This window comes from Sulfitobacter sp. SBS6 (assembly GCF_048285585.1).
GTDB classification, from domain to species: domain Bacteria; phylum Pseudomonadota; class Alphaproteobacteria; order Rhodobacterales; family Rhodobacteraceae; genus Sulfitobacter; species Sulfitobacter pontiacus.
Window position 1 is genome coordinate 635836 of sequence record NZ_JBLWBA010000006.1, and the last position, 14842, is coordinate 650677.

Genomic DNA, 14842 nt, shown 5'->3' on the forward strand with positions numbered 1-14842 from the left:
TTCCATCGCCGCCAGAGCGGAGCCTGGGATCACAGGGATGTCGTCGCCTGGGTAGTCGTAGGAAGACAGCAGTTCGCGGATTTCCATTTCAACCAGTTCCAGCAGTTCTTCATCGTCCACCTGGTCTACTTTGTTCATGTAGACAACCATGGCGGGGATGCCGACCTGACGGCCCAGCAGGATGTGCTCGCGGGTCTGTGGCATGGGGCCATCAGCAGCGTTCACAACCAGGATCGCGCCGTCCATCTGCGCCGCACCGGTGATCATGTTTTTCACATAGTCAGCGTGGCCTGGGCAGTCGACGTGGGCGTAGTGACGGCCTTCGGTCTCATACTCGACGTGTGCGGTCGAGATGGTGATGCCGCGTGCTTTTTCTTCGGGCGCGCCGTCAATCTGGTCATAGGCGCGGAAGTCGCCGAAGTACTTGGTGATCGCCGCGGTCAACGTGGTTTTGCCGTGGTCAACGTGACCAATGGTACCGATGTTAACGTGTGGTTTATTACGTTCAAACTTTGCCTTAGCCATGGTGGCCTCCTTGGTTTTCAAATTGGGCGGTGGGTTGAACACCCACCCTACGGTTTGGGTAGGGCGGGGTTATCCCCGCCGTCCCAGTTATTGCAACGCGCCAGTTACGCGAATTTCGCTTGGATCTCGTCAGAGATGTTCTGCGGAACAGGTTCGTAGTGCGAGAACTGCATGGTGAAGTTCGCACGACCCGACGACATCGAACGCAGCGTGTTGATGTAGCCGAACATGTTGGCCAGCGGCACCTGTGCGTCGATCGCGATTGCGTTCCCGCGTGTGTCCTGACCCTGAACCTGACCGCGACGCGATGTCAGATCGCCGATGATCCCGCCTGTGTAGTCCTCAGGGGTGATAACTTCGACTTTCATGATCGGTTCGAGCAGTTTCGCACCAGCTTTACGCATGCCTTCGCGCATACCCATACGGGCCGCGATTTCAAACGCAAGAACGCTGGAGTCAACGTCGTGGAATTTACCGTCGATCAGAGCAACCTTGAAGTCGATGACCGGGAAGCCCGCCAAAGGACCGGAGTCCATGACCGAGTTGATCCCTTTTTCGACGCCCGGGATGTATTCTTTCGGAACGGCACCACCAACAATGCGGCTTTCGAAGGAATAGCCTTCGCCTGGCTCGGTTGGCATCAGGATCATCTTCACCTCGGCGAACTGACCGGAACCACCGGACTGTTTCTTGTGGGTGTAGGTGATTTCTGCTTCGCGCGAGATGGTCTCGCGGTAGGCAACCTGAGGCGCACCGATGTTCGCTTCAACTTTGAATTCACGACGCAGACGGTCCACCAGAATGTCGAGGTGAAGTTCGCCCATGCCCTTCATGATGGTCTGACCGGATTCCAGATCCGTTTCAACGCGGAAGGAGGGGTCTTCTGCAGCCAGACGCGCCAGACCGGTGGACATCTTCTCTTGGTCAGCCTTGGTTTTAGGCTCAACCGCGATTTCGATAACCGGATCGGGGAAGGTCATTGTTTCAAGAACAACAGGGTCGTTGACGGCGCAAAGCGTGTCACCGGTTGTTGTGTCTTTCAGACCTGCCAGCGCGATGATGTCGCCCGCGAACGCTTCTTGAATTTCTTCACGATCGTTGGAGTGCATCATCATCATACGACCGACGCGCTCTTTCTTACCTTTGGTGGAGTTCAAGAGCGTGTCGCCCTTGTTCAGCACACCGGAGTAGATGCGGGTAAAGGTCAGCGAGCCAACAAAGGGGTCGTTCATGATTTTGAACGCCAGACCGGAGAAGGCCATGTCGTCATCCGCACGGCGTGGGATGTTACGTGTCTCTGTCTCGTCGCCTGGTTTGAAGCCCATGTAGTCAACAACGTCCATCGGGGATGGCAGATAGTCGATAACAGCGTTCAACAGAGGCTGAACACCTTTGTTTTTGAACGCGGAGCCGCAGAGTACGGGGATGAACTTGATCGCCAGTGTCCCTTTACGGATCAGACCGCGCAGGGTGTCGACGTCAGGCTCTGCGCCGTCCATCAGGTAGTTTTCCATGGCTTCGTCATCCATCTCGACCGCAGTCTCGATCAGATGCGCGCGCCATTCGTCGGCCAGGTCTTTCAACTCGGCACGGATTTCGCGTTGTTCCCAGCTCGCGCCAAGATCTTCACCGGCCCATACCCATTCTTTCATGGTAACCAGATCGATCATGCCTTCCAGCTCGGTTTCGGCACCGATCGGGATTTGGATCGGCGCAGGTGTCGCACCGGTACGGTCTTTGATCATCTTCACGCAGTTGAAGAAGTCAGCGCCGATTTTGTCCATTTTGTTGACGAAAACGATGCGTGGAACCTTGTAGCGGTCCGCTTGGCGCCAAACGGTTTCGGTCTGGGGCTCAACACCGGCGTTGGCGTCAAGAACAGCAACCGCGCCGTCAAGAACGGCCAGCGAGCGTTCAACTTCGATGGTGAAGTCAACGTGGCCAGGGGTGTCGATGATGTTCATCCGGTACTTGGTGTCGGATGTCGCGTCGGCTGTTGGCTCTTCCTGGCGCTGCCAGAAAGTGGTCGTCGCAGCGGAGGTAATTGTAATACCGCGTTCCTGCTCCTGCTCCATCCAGTCCATCGTGGCGGCACCGTCGTGCACTTCGCCGATGTTGTGGGACTTACCAGTGTAAAACAGGATCCGTTCGGAGCAGGTTGTTTTGCCTGCGTCGATGTGGGCCATGATGCCGAAATTGCGGTAGCGTGAGAGCGGATAGTCGCGTGCCATTGAGCTGCTTCCTCGAATATATCTGAAACGGATAAATCGCGCCCCGGGGTGGGACGCGACGGGAACGGCTTATGCCGCCCGAATTACCAGCGGTAGTGGCTGAACGCTTTGTTCGCGTCGGCCATCTTGTGGGTGTCTTCGCGCTTCTTAACAGCAGTACCGCGCGATTGAACAGCGTCCAGAAGCTCACCTGCAAGGCGCTCTTCCATGGTGTTCTCGTTGCGGGCGCGGGACGCTTTGATCAACCAGCGGATCGCCAGTGCTTCGCGACGCTCGGGGCGCACTTCGACAGGAACCTGATAGGTGGCACCACCAACGCGGCGCGAACGCACTTCGACGGACGGCTTGATGTTGTCCAGCGCTTCGTGGAAGACTTCGATGGGCGCGCGTTTGATTTTGTCTTCAACACGGTTCATCGCGTTGTAAACGATACGCTCCGCAACCGACTTTTTGCCGTCGATCATCAGGTTGTTCATGAATTTGGTGAGAACCAGATCACCGTACTTGGCGTCTGGCAGTACTTCGCGTTTTTCAGCGGCGTGACGACGTGACATTTAAAGCTCCTAATTGTCAGTTGCCGAGGCAGGTTTGGTCCAGTGCGTCTGGTGCATATTGCACCCCGATCGTCCGGCGCTCAGTCTTACTCGGCTCACTCCCTTACGGGAAAACATGGCGGGCGGCGGGATCCGGCATCGTGTATCTGCGATGCGCGATCCCATACCGACCCAAATTACTTTGGCTTCTTTGCACCATATTTGGAGCGACGCTGCTTACGGTCTTTAACGCCTTGCGTATCGAGAACACCGCGCAGGATGTGGTAGCGCACACCGGGAAGGTCTTTTACACGGCCGCCGCGGATCAGAACAACGGAGTGTTCTTGCAGGTTGTGCGATTCACCCGGGATGTAGCTGATGACTTCGAAACCGTTGGTCAGGCGTACTTTGGCAACCTTACGCATGGCCGAGTTCGGCTTCTTAGGTGTGGTGGTGTAAACACGTGTACAAACGCCGCGCTTTTGCGGGCATTCTTGCAGGTGCATGGATTTCGAACGTTTGATTTTAGGCTGGCGCGGTTTGCGGATCAGCTGTTGGATCGTTGGCATTCCGGTTTTATCCCCGTTTAGCTCACATAAGTGGTGCAGCGGGGCGGACCCCAGTGCGGTTTCAAATTCGGTCACTTCGCACGTCCACGAAGCCTATCTTTCGCCCTACACCACTGGCGCAAAGCAAAATCACCGCAGCGTTCCCGTACCGAGGAAAACGAAGCGGTGGGGTAACAGAGGATCGAGTCAGCAGTAGACCGGATCGTGACCACAGTAGATATGATGTCGGCAAAGCAGGGCGACCCCCGCATCCGAGATAAGGGGCGTATAGGCAGAGTCGTCCACGCTGTCAACAGCCCCCGCCCCCAAGCCGCCCACGGCACGCCAAACGGGTATTCCACCTTGCAAGACACCCCGGCTACCGCGCATATTTATGCCACATTACTCGGACAGGGCGGATCACGATGCAGGTACTTGGGCTATGCCGCTTTTCCTATCCGGCGCTTGGCGGGTTTCAGGTCGGGCATGACTCCACCGCTGATCGTATCGCCTACCTTTATGATCCCGCGCGGCTTGAGGAAAGGTTCCGCCTGTTCGAAACCGTCGCCCTGCCCTGCCTGAGGGCGCAAACAGACCCCGATTTCGAAATGATCGTGCTGGTCGGCGATCGCTTTCCCCCAGTCCATCTGGAACGGCTAAAGGCCTTGCTCGCCCCCCTACCCCAAGCGCGGATTGTGGTAGAGCCGCCACGCCCGCACCGCGAGGTGATGAAAGAGATTCTGAACAAGGCCCGTCACGCGCGCTCTGAACCCTGTGTGCAATTCCGCTTTGATGACGATGACGCGATTGCGGTCGATTTCGTGGCCAAGTTGCGTAAAGCTGTTGATGACGCCGCCCCGCTACTGGTCCAGCACAAATCCGTCGCGCTTGACTGGAACAAGGGCTACGTGGCCGAGTTCGGCGCGGATGATATCACGGCGACCCCGTCGTTCCGGCCGTTCTACACCGCGGCGTTGGCAATGTTCGTGAACGCGGGGTGTCCACTTACGATCATGAACTTTGCCCATGACAAGCTGCCCCGCTTCATGCCTGCGCTGAGCTTTCCCGACCCTGCAATGTATGTCCGCGGCCACAATGGATTTAACGATTCACGCCAAAAGAATGCACGGGCGGTCGACCTATCCCCACTCAGCCCCGAGGAAGAGATCCTGTTCAAGGACCGCTTTGCCATCGACATCGACACTGTGCGCCGCGTCTTTGCCAAAGGTTAAAGCGGCGGCAGCGGGCGGGTGGTGATGCGCTCACGGTAGAGCGTGAACAGCCCCGTCGCAGCGACGATAGATGCCCCAGCGAGCGTTGACGGCACCGGCCAGTCGCCGAACACCAACCACCCGAGAATAAGCGCCCAGATCAGCCCCGTATAGCGGAACGGCGCGATGAACGATACGTCGCCCACCCGCATCGTCTGCACGCTGAAATAATACCCCATCAGCACAAAGACCGCGGCCGCCGTAATGGCGACCCAATGCGCGGAAGAGACCGGAGCCCACGGCGTGGTGAACTGCGCGAAGGTCGAAAACCCCGTCACGGCCAGCACAGCGGCGAAGGTCACGGTCATCGACGGGACCTCTTTCGACAGACGGCGGGTGCTGAGGTCGCGCACGGTGACAAAGAACACCGCGATCAGCGCGTAGATCGACCAGATATTGAACCCGTCGGTGCCCGGTTTGACGATCAGCATCACGCCGAAGAACCCCACAAGGATCGCAGAGAAGCGCCGCCAGCCGACCTTTTCGCGATAGACCAGCGCCGCGCCCAAAGTCACCGTCAGCGGCAGGGATTGCAGAATGGCGCTGAGGTTCGCCAAGGGCATATTGAACAACGCGGTCACGAAGAAAAAGCTTGCCCCGACTTCGGCACCAGACCGGATTGCGACCAGTTTCCAATCGCGCCGGCTAAGACGCAGGTGCATCGGGCCGAGCCGCCCCCATAGCATCACGATCAACGAGATAGAGATCACACCGCGCAAGAACAGCAGCTGGAACAGAGGCACGGCCCCGCCCGTGGTTTTGGTCATCGTGTCGTTCAACACAAAGGCCGCCATAGAGCCCATCATGAAAAGTGCTCCGGCAAGGTTTGGCGACATCGGGTGGCTTTCAGTTTGTTAGGTTGGCTTATCATTGGCGCAAGCCGCGGTGGAAAACCAGCCCACCTGCGCAAAATTTCGACGCTATTTCATCCCCCTGCCCCACAACGAAAAACCCCCGCCGATCTCTCGGCGGGGGCTCTGTTAGCTAGCTATCAAGCCTAGGCTTAGCTGCGGCTTTCGTCGTCGCTGGGAACGTTGTCGAAGACATCGCCACCAACAACATCGTCGGCTGTAGGCTCTGGCGCGGCCAGACGTGCTGCGGCTTCGGCTTCTTCGCGACGGGCCTCGATGACCACGTTGTCACGATCTGTCGCAACCTTGCGCATCTGCTGCGTCGCACCACCGGTACCGGCTGGGATCAGACGGCCCACGATGACGTTCTCTTTCAGGCCAACCAGCTTGTCGCGCTTACCCTGAACCGATGCTTCGGTCAGAACGCGTGTGGTTTCCTGGAAGGACGCCGCCGAGATGAAGCTGCGGGTTTGCAGCGACGCCTTGGTGATCCCCAGCAGGATCGGTTCGCCCTGCGCAGGGCGCCCGCCTTTGGACAGCGCTTTGGCACAGGCCTGGTCGAATTCTTGCTTGTCGACGTGTTCGCCTTTCAACAGGGTGGTATCACCGCTGTCCTGGACTTCCCACTTCTGCAACATCTGACGCACGATCACTTCGATATGCTTATCGTTGATCTTAACGCCCTGCAGACGATAAACATCCTGCACTTCGTCGATCATGTAGTCAGCCAGCGCTTCGACACCCATAATCGCGAGGATGTCATGCGGCGCGGGGTTGCCGTCCATGATGTAGTCGCCCTTCTGGACAAAGTCACCTTCCGCAACGGGAATGTGCTTACCCTTAGGCACCATGTATTCGACCTTGTGATCCGGATCCTCGGACGACTCGATCGAGATACGACGCTTGTTTTTGTAGTCCTTACCGTAGCGGACGTACCCGTCGATCTCGGCGATGATCGCGTGGTCTTTGGGGCGACGTGCCTCAAAGAGTTCCGCAACACGTGGCAGACCACCGGTAATATCCTTGGTCTTGGCACCTTCACGCGGGATACGCGCAACGATGTCACCGGCCTTGATTTCAGTCTGGTCCTCAACGGACAGAATGGCATCAACGGACATGGGGTAGGTCACCGGGTTGCCCGCATCGTTGCGGACCGGCTCGCCATCGGCATCCACCAGAATGATTTCAGGCTTCAGCTCATTGCCTTTGGGTGCTGCACGCCAGTCGATCACGATCTTCTGTGTCATACCGGTTGCATCATCGGTTTCATCCTTGACCGCGATCCCCGACGTCAGGTCGACGAACTTGGTCATACCGGATTTCTCCGCGATGATCGGCAGCGTATAGGGGTCCCATTCGAACAGCTTGTCGCCGCGCAGGATCGACTGACCCTCCTTGACGAACAGCTTGGTCCCGTAGCCAACCTTGTGGCTGGCACGCTCGTCGCCGTTATCATCGACGATGGCAAGCTTCATGTTCCGGCCCATTACCATGATCTCGCCTGCGGCGTTCTCAAGGGTTTGAGCGTTCTCGAACACAACTTTACCGGACTGCGATGCCTCGAGGAAGGACTGCTGGCCACCCTGCGCAACACCACCAATGTGGAATGTACGCATGGTCAGCTGCGTGCCGGGTTCACCGATCGACTGAGCAGCGATAATGCCGACAGCTTCACCTTGGTTCACCAGCGTACCGCGTGCAAGGTCACGACCATAGCACATGGCGCAGACGCCCTCTTCGGCCTCACAGGTCAGCGGGCTGCGGATCCGTGCGGATTGAACAGCCGCTTCATCGATGATGTCAGCCAGACGTTCGTCGATCACAGTCTGCGCAGGTACCAACACTTCGTCGGTCCCGGGGCGCAGGATGTCATCGGCCGCAACGCGACCCAGCAGACGTTCCGCCAGCGAAGAGACAACCTCACCATCGTTCACAGCCGCTTCGGCCGTGATCGCGGTTTCGGTGCCACAGTCATGCATACGAACGATACAATCCTGTGCCACGTCCACCAGACGACGGGTCAGGTAACCCGAGTTCGCTGTTTTCAAAGCGGTATCCGACAGACCCTTACGGGCACCGTGGGTGGAGTTAAAGTACTCCAGAACGGTCAGACCTTCTTTAAAGTTCGAGATAATCGGAGTCTCGATGATGTCGCCGTTCGGCTTCGCCATCAGACCGCGCATCCCGCCCAGCTGTTTCATCTGTGTGACCGAGCCACGCGCACCGGAGTGCGCCATCATGTAGACCGAGTTCGGCTCCATCACCGCGCCGTCATCGTTGCGACGTTCGGCCGAAATGGCCCCCATCATCGCGTCGGTGACCTTGTCGTTACACTTGGACCAGGCATCGACGACTTTGTTGTACTTTTCACCCTGAGTGATCAGGCCGTCCATGTACTGCTGTTCAAAGTCTTTAACCTGCTCGCGCGTTTCGTCCACCAAGGTCCACTTGGTTTCGGGGATCAGCATGTCGTCCTTACCGAAGGAAATGCCGGCACGGAAAGCTTCACGGAAGCCCATAGTCATGATCTGGTCACAGAAGATAACGGATTCTTTCTGACCACAGTAGCGGTAGACCGTATCGATGACCTGCTGCACTTCTTTCTTACGCAGCAGACGGTTCACCAGATCGAACGGCGCTTTGGCGTTCAGCGGCAGCAACGCGCCAAGGCGGATACGGCCCGGCGTGGTATCGTAACGCTTCATCACTTCGTTGCCTTCGGCATCGATCTGTTTGATCCGCGCCTTGATCTTGGAGTGCAGGTGGATCGCACCGGCACCAAGCGCGTGCTCGACTTCCTCGACAGAGCCGAACACCATGCCTTCGCCCGGCATGCCTTCGCGTTCCAGGGTCGTGTAGTACAGACCCAAGATCATATCCTGCGACGGAACAATGATCGGCGCGCCGTTTGCAGGCGACAGAACGTTGTTCGTCGACATCATCAGGACGCGTGCTTCCAGCTGTGCTTCCAGCGAAAGTGGCACGTGCACAGCCATTTGGTCGCCGTCAAAGTCAGCGTTAAAGGCGGAACAGACCAGCGGGTGAAGCTGGATCGCTTTACCTTCGATCAGTACCGGTTCGAACGCCTGAATGCCCAAACGGTGCAAGGTAGGCGCACGGTTCAGCATGACGGGGTGTTCGCGGATCACTTCGTCGAGGATGTCCCACACTTCGGGACGCTCTTTTTCCACCAACTTCTTGGCTTGCTTCACAGTGGAAGACAGACCTTTGGCTTCAAGACGCGAGTAGATAAACGGCTTGAACAGCTCGAGCGCCATCTTCTTGGGCAGACCGCATTGGTGCAACTTCAGCTCGGGGCCGGTCACAATGACCGAACGACCGGAGAAGTCGACGCGCTTACCCAAAAGGTTCTGACGGAAGCGACCTTGCTTACCTTTCAGCATGTCGGACAGCGACTTCAGCGGGCGCTTGTTGGCACCAGTGATGACGCGGCCGCGACGGCCGTTGTCGAACAAGGCATCGACGGATTCCTGCAACATCCGCTTTTCGTTGCGGACGATGATGTCAGGTGCGCGCAGTTCGATCAGACGCTTCAAGCGGTTGTTCCGGTTGATCACGCGGCGATACAGGTCGTTCAGATCCGACGTCGCGAAACGGCCACCGTCCAGCGGCACCAGCGGGCGCAGCTCTGGCGGGATCACCGGAATGACGGTCATGATCATCCACTCGGGCCGGTTGCCGGACTCGAGGAAGGATTCAACGACTTTCAGACGCTTGATGATCTTCTTGGGCTTCAGTTCGCCGGTCGCCTCTTTCAGATCGGCACGCAGCTGGTCTGCTTCGGCTTCCAGATCGATGGCGGCCAGCATTTCGCGGATCGCTTCGGCACCGATATTGGCGGTGAACGCGTCCATGCCATAGGCATCCTGCGCGTCCATATACTCTTCCTCGGTCATCATCTGACCATAGGTGAGGTCCGTCAGACCGGGTTCGATCACAACGTAGTTTTCAAAGTAAAGAACACGTTCCAGATCGCGCAGGGTCATGTCCAGCATCAGGCCGATGCGCGATGGCAGCGACTTGAGGAACCAGATGTGCGCAACAGGCGACGCCAGCTCGATGTGGCCCATACGCTCGCGACGGACCTTTTGCAGCGTGACTTCAACACCACATTTCTCGCAGACAACGCCGCGATACTTCATGCGCTTATATTTACCGCACAGGCATTCGTAGTCTTTGATCGGGCCAAAGATACGCGCGCAGAACAGGCCGTCACGCTCTGGTTTGAACGTCCGGTAGTTGATGGTTTCTGGTTTCTTGATTTCACCGAACGACCACGACAGGATCCGCTCTGGCGATGCCAGAGAGACCTTGATTTCGTCGAACGTCTTCATCGGCGCGACGGGGTTGAACGGGTTGTTTGTCAGTTCCTGGTTCATCTTAAATCCTTAGATAAGTCTCGAAAGCGGAGGGAGAGAGGTGTTTCCTGCTTCAGGAAACGGTCCGGGGTTTATGAAAACCCCGGCGCGTGCCTCACTCGTCTTCCTCCGCATCCAGGAGTTCCATGTTCAGGCCAAGACCGCGTACCTCTTTCACAAGTACGTTGAACGATTCCGGAATACCGGCTTCGAAGTTGTCTTCGCCTTTGACGATGCTTTCATAGACCTTGGTCCGTCCGGCCACGTCATCCGATTTCACAGTCAGCATCTCCTGCAGGGTGTATGCAGCGCCGTAAGCTTCCAGAGCCCAGACCTCCATCTCACCGAAGCGCTGACCACCGAACTGCGCTTTACCGCCCAATGGCTGCTGGGTGACCAGCGAGTATGGACCAGTTGAACGCGCGTGGATTTTATCGTCCACAAGGTGGTGCAGTTTCAGCAGGTATTTCACGCCGACGGTCACCGGACGCGCAAACTGTTCGCCCGTGCGGCCGTCAAACAGAACCGACTGACCGGAGCTGTCGAAACCGGCCCGTGTCAGGCTGTCGTTCACATCCGCTTCCTTGGCACCATCGAAAACCGGCGTGGCGATTGGGACACCGCGCGCGACATTCTTGGCTGCGTCCAGCAATGTTTCCTCGTCCATACCCGAGATGCCTTCTTCGTAGACATCGTCGCCATAGGCGTGGTGCATCGCTTCGCGTACAGGTGTCAGATCGCCGGAACGTTTGTATTCCTGCAGCGCCTCGTCGATGTTGATGCCCAGGCCACGTGCGGCCCAACCCATGTGGGTTTCAAGGATCTGACCGACGTTCATACGCGACGGAACACCCAGCGGGTTCAAACAGAAGTCGACCGGCGTACCATCCGCGAGGAACGGCATGTCTTCCATCGGTACAACCTTGGAAATAACACCTTTGTTGCCGTGACGACCGGCCATCTTGTCGCCCGGTTGCAGCTTGCGCTTCACCGCGACGAAAACCTTGACCATCTTCATCACGCCCGGGGGCAGATCGTCACCACGACGGACTTTTTCGACTTTGTCCTCGAAACGTGCATCCAAGGTCCGTTTCTGGATCTCGTACTGCTCGTTCAGGGCCTCGACGATCTTGGCATCATCTTCGTCGGCCAAAGCCAACTGCCACCACTGACCGCGCGACAAGGATGCCAGCAGGTCTTCGGTGATTTCAGAGTTTGCCTTGACGCCTTTCGGGCCTTTGACAGCCGTCTTGCCGATGATCATCGACTGCAGACGCGCGTAGATGTTGCGGTCAAGAATGCCAAGTTCGTCGTCCCGGTCACGGGCCAGACGTTCGACTTCTTCACGTTCGATCTGCAGCGCACGTTCGTCTTTTTCAACGCCGTGACGGTTGAACACGCGGACTTCAACAACGGTACCGAAATCACCGGGCTTCACACGCAGCGACGTATCGCGCACGTCCGAGGCTTTCTCACCGAAGATGGCGCGCAGCAGTTTTTCCTCTGGCGTCATCGGGCTTTCGCCCTTGGGTGTGATCTTGCCGACGAGAATGTCACCGGGTTCAACATCCGCGCCGATGTACACGATGCCCGCCTCGTCGAGGTTGCGCAGCGCTTCTTCACCGACGTTCGGAATATCGCGTGTGATTTCCTCTGGCCCCAGCTTTGTATCACGGGCGGCGACTTCGAATTCCTCGATGTGGATCGAGGTAAACACGTCGTCACGCGATACACGTTCAGAGATCAGGATGGAGTCTTCGTAGTTGTAGCCGTTCCAGGGCATGAACGCGACGACCACGTTCTTACCAAGTGCCAGTTCACCCATATCGGTCGATGGACCGTCCGCGATAACCTGACCCTTTTGAACCGTCTCGCCCACTTTCACCAGCGGACGCTGGTTGATGCAGGTGTTCTGGTTCGAACGCTGGAACTTGCGCATGCGGTAGATGTCTACGCCCGCGTCGCCCAGTTCAAGGTCTTCGGTGGCGCGGATAACGATACGGCTGGCGTCGACTTGGTCGATGATACCACCGCGTTTCGCCATATAGGCAGCACCGGAATCCCGTGCGACGACTTCTTCGATACCTGTGCCGACCAGTGGTGCTTCGGCTTGAAGCAAAGGCACCGCCTGACGTTGCATGTTCGAGCCCATCAAGGCCCTGTTCGCATCGTCGTTTTCAAGGAACGGGATCAAGGACGCAGCGACCGAGACCAACTGTTTCGGCGAAACGTCGATCAGATCGACATTCTCGGAAGGCGACAGCGTGTAGTCACCGGATTTCCGCGTCGACACCAGATCGTTGACGAACTTCATGTTTTCATCAAGGTTCGCGTTCGCCTGCGCCACGGTGTGACGCATTTCTTCGGTCGCGGACATGTACTGCACGTCATCGGAAACAACACCGTTCGTTACTTTACGGTAGGGTGTTTCGATAAAGCCGTATTTGTTGACGCGGGCGAATGTTGCCAAAGAGTTGATCAGACCAATGTTCGGACCTTCGGGCGTTTCAATCGGACACATACGACCGTAGTGGGTTGCGTGAACGTCACGCACCTCAAAGCCGGCACGTTCGCGTGTCAGACCACCTGGCCCAAGCGCGGACAGACGACGCTTGTGCGTCACCTCGGACAGCGGGTTGGTTTGGTCCATGAACTGCGACAGCTGGCTGGAGCCGAAGAATTCACGTACCGCAGCAGCCGCTGGCTTCGCGTTGATCAGGTCTTGTGGCATGACAGTGTCGATCTCGACCGAGGACATACGTTCCTTGATCGCGCGCTCCATACGAAGCAGGCCGACGCGGTACTGGTTTTCCATCAGCTCACCAACGGAGCGTACACGACGGTTCCCAAGGTGGTCGATGTCGTCGATGTCGCCACGGCCGTCACGCAGATCAACCAGCGCCTTGATACAGGCAACGATGTCGTCACGGTCCAACGTGCGCTGCGTGTCTTCTTTGTCGAGCGCAAGACGCATGTTCATCTTCACGCGGCCAACTGCGGAAAGGTCATAGCGGTCCGCATCAAAGAACAGCGTGTCGAACAGGTTCGACGCGGCTTCGACTGTGGGCGGCTCGCCCGGGCGCATCACACGGTAGATGTCCATGAGCGCGGTGTCGCGGTTCATGTTCTTATCCGCCGCCATGGTGTTACGCATGTAGGGGCCGACGTTGATGTTGTCGATGTCGAGAAGTGGGATCTCGGTGATGCCCGCGTCGATCAGCTCTTTCGCTGTACCGCCGATGAGCGTGCCGTCTTTATCGTGCTCGAGCGTCAGCTCGTCGCCCGCTTCGACATAGATCGCGCCGGTTTCTTCGTTGATGATGTCACGCGCGGCGAATTTGCCAGCGATGTGACCGAAGGGCAGCAGCAGTTCTGTCACTTTGCCTTCGTCGATCAACTGCTTAACGGCACGAGGTGTAACCTTCTTGCCCTTCTCGAACAGGATCTCGCCTGTTGCGGCGTCAACCAGATCATACGATGGACGTGTGCCCCGCACACGGTCAGGGAAGAAAGGTGCAACCCAGCCTTCGCCGTCTTTCAGCGTATAGTTCACGGTGTTGTAATACGCGTTCATGATCGCTTCTTGGTCAAGGCCAAGCGCGTAGAGCAGCGTTGTTACAGGCAGCTTACGACGACGGTCGATGCGCGCGAACACGATGTCTTTGGCGTCGAATTCAAAGTCGAGCCACGACCCGCGGTATGGGATGATGCGGCAAGCAAACAGCAGCTTACCCGAAGAGTGGGTTTTGCCTTTGTCGTGGTCAAAGAAAACGCCGGGCGAACGGTGCATCTGGGATACGATAACACGCTCTGTACCGTTGACAACAAAGGTACCGTTTGGCGTCATTAGGGGCATGTCGCCCATGAACACGTCTTGTTCTTTGATGTCTTTTACCGATTTCGCACCGGTGTCTTCATCCACATCAAATACGATGAGGCGCAGCGTCACCTTCAAAGGCGCGCTGTAGGTCATGTCGCGTTGCTGACATTCCTCGACATCGTATTTGGGTTTTTCGAGCTCGTACTTGACGTATTCAAGCACCGACGTCTCGTTGAAGTCCTTGATCGGGAAAACCGACTGGAACACGCCTTGGATGCCGTCACCGTCTGTCGGTGTTTCCGCATCGCCGGAGCGCAGGAACAAATCATAAGAGGATTTTTGAACCTCGATCAGGTTCGGCATCTCCAGCACTTCGCGGATTTTGCCATAGTATTTACGTAGACGTTTCTGGCCAAGGAAGGTTTGCGCCATGTGTCTGTCACCTTTCGTATCTCTTGCCGAGCTCGCCATCACCGGGGCCGTGATGCGCGCCCATAAGAGCGGTAAATCCTGATCAATTCTTGAGGCACGTCCCACCGTACCTCTTCCGACCACTAGGACCTATCCAGAGAAGTATTTCGCTCGAAATACTTTTCAAAACAGATCAGGCTGGACAGGGAATTCCCCGTCCAGCCTTAATTTTTATGGGCTTGCCCAAAGCTTTACAAACTTCGGTCTGCTTTC

The 14842-nt window shown here is 57.2% G+C and carries 8 protein-coding genes; 1 reads left to right on the forward strand and 7 read right to left on the reverse strand.

Translation table 11 applies throughout. The features are described 5' to 3' along the window. The 4 genes from ACNQ62_RS12100 to rpsL all read right to left on the reverse strand — a co-directional run. On the reverse strand, window positions 1-525 hold a 525-nt coding region (locus ACNQ62_RS12100; protein WP_418094947.1), incomplete at its 3' end, for a GTP-binding protein. A 104-nt stretch (window positions 526-629) separates the two neighbouring features. Continuing rightward, window positions 630-2756 (reverse strand): elongation factor G, encoded by a 2127-nt coding sequence (fusA, locus tag ACNQ62_RS12105; protein WP_037941636.1) that lies wholly within the window; start codon window positions 2754-2756, stop codon window positions 630-632. Window positions 2757-2839: 83 nt separating this feature from the next. After that, window positions 2840-3310 carry a 30S ribosomal protein S7 gene (rpsG, locus tag ACNQ62_RS12110; RefSeq protein ID WP_005849857.1) on the reverse strand — a complete coding sequence of 157 codons (471 nt, stop codon included), beginning with the start codon at window positions 3308-3310 and terminating at the stop codon, window positions 2840-2842. Between the two features lie 176 nt (window positions 3311-3486). After that, a complete protein-coding gene (gene rpsL / locus ACNQ62_RS12115; RefSeq protein ID WP_005849863.1) occupies window positions 3487-3858 on the reverse strand; it encodes a 30S ribosomal protein S12 in 372 nt (123 codons plus the stop codon). A 404-nt stretch (window positions 3859-4262) separates the two neighbouring features. On the opposite strand from rpsL, the gene ACNQ62_RS12120 reads away from it, so the two are divergent. After that, the gene (locus tag ACNQ62_RS12120; RefSeq protein WP_418094948.1) at window positions 4263-5069 is read left to right on the forward strand and encodes a putative rhamnosyl transferase; all 807 of its coding nucleotides are present in this window, start codon (window positions 4263-4265) and stop codon (window positions 5067-5069) included. On the opposite strand, the gene ACNQ62_RS12125 is transcribed toward ACNQ62_RS12120, so the two are convergent. The 3 genes from ACNQ62_RS12125 to rpoB all read right to left on the reverse strand — a co-directional run bounded on the left by ACNQ62_RS12125 (window position 5066) and on the right by rpoB (window position 14590). After that, complete coding sequence (locus tag ACNQ62_RS12125; protein ID WP_064216395.1) at window positions 5066-5944, reverse strand: DMT family transporter; 879 nt, start codon at window positions 5942-5944, stop codon at window positions 5066-5068. The two genes, ACNQ62_RS12120 and ACNQ62_RS12125, sit on opposite strands and share 4 nt — an antisense overlap. A gap of 167 nt (window positions 5945-6111) precedes the next feature. Next, on the reverse strand, window positions 6112-10359 hold the full coding sequence (gene rpoC / locus ACNQ62_RS12130; RefSeq protein ID WP_005849869.1) for a DNA-directed RNA polymerase subunit beta': 4248 nt from the start codon (window positions 10357-10359) through the stop codon (window positions 6112-6114). Between the two features lie 94 nt (window positions 10360-10453). Beyond that, the gene (gene rpoB, locus ACNQ62_RS12135; RefSeq protein ID WP_005849870.1) at window positions 10454-14590 is read right to left on the reverse strand and encodes a DNA-directed RNA polymerase subunit beta; all 4137 of its coding nucleotides are present in this window, start codon (window positions 14588-14590) and stop codon (window positions 10454-10456) included. Window positions 14591-14842: the final 252 nt, after the last annotated feature.

Bases quoted from the DNA above. Each gene is read 5' to 3' on its own strand.
- rpoB (WP_005849870.1), bottom strand. From the start codon at position 14,590: ATGGCGCAAACCTTCCTTGGCCAGAAACGTCTACGTAAATACTATGGC.
- rpsL (WP_005849863.1), bottom strand. From the start codon at position 3,858: ATGCCAACGATCCAACAGCTGATCCGCAAACCGCGCCAGCCTAAAATC.
- fusA (WP_037941636.1), bottom strand. From the start codon at position 2,756: ATGGCACGCGACTATCCGCTCTCACGCTACCGCAATTTCGGCATCATG.
- rpsG (WP_005849857.1), bottom strand. From the start codon at position 3,310: ATGTCACGTCGTCACGCCGCTGAAAAACGCGAAGTACTGCCAGACGCC.
- ACNQ62_RS12125 (WP_064216395.1), bottom strand. From the start codon at position 5,944: ATGTCGCCAAACCTTGCCGGAGCACTTTTCATGATGGGCTCTATGGCG.
- rpoC (WP_005849869.1), bottom strand. From the start codon at position 10,359: ATGAACCAGGAACTGACAAACAACCCGTTCAACCCCGTCGCGCCGATG.
- ACNQ62_RS12120 (WP_418094948.1), top strand. From the start codon at position 4,263: ATGCAGGTACTTGGGCTATGCCGCTTTTCCTATCCGGCGCTTGGCGGG.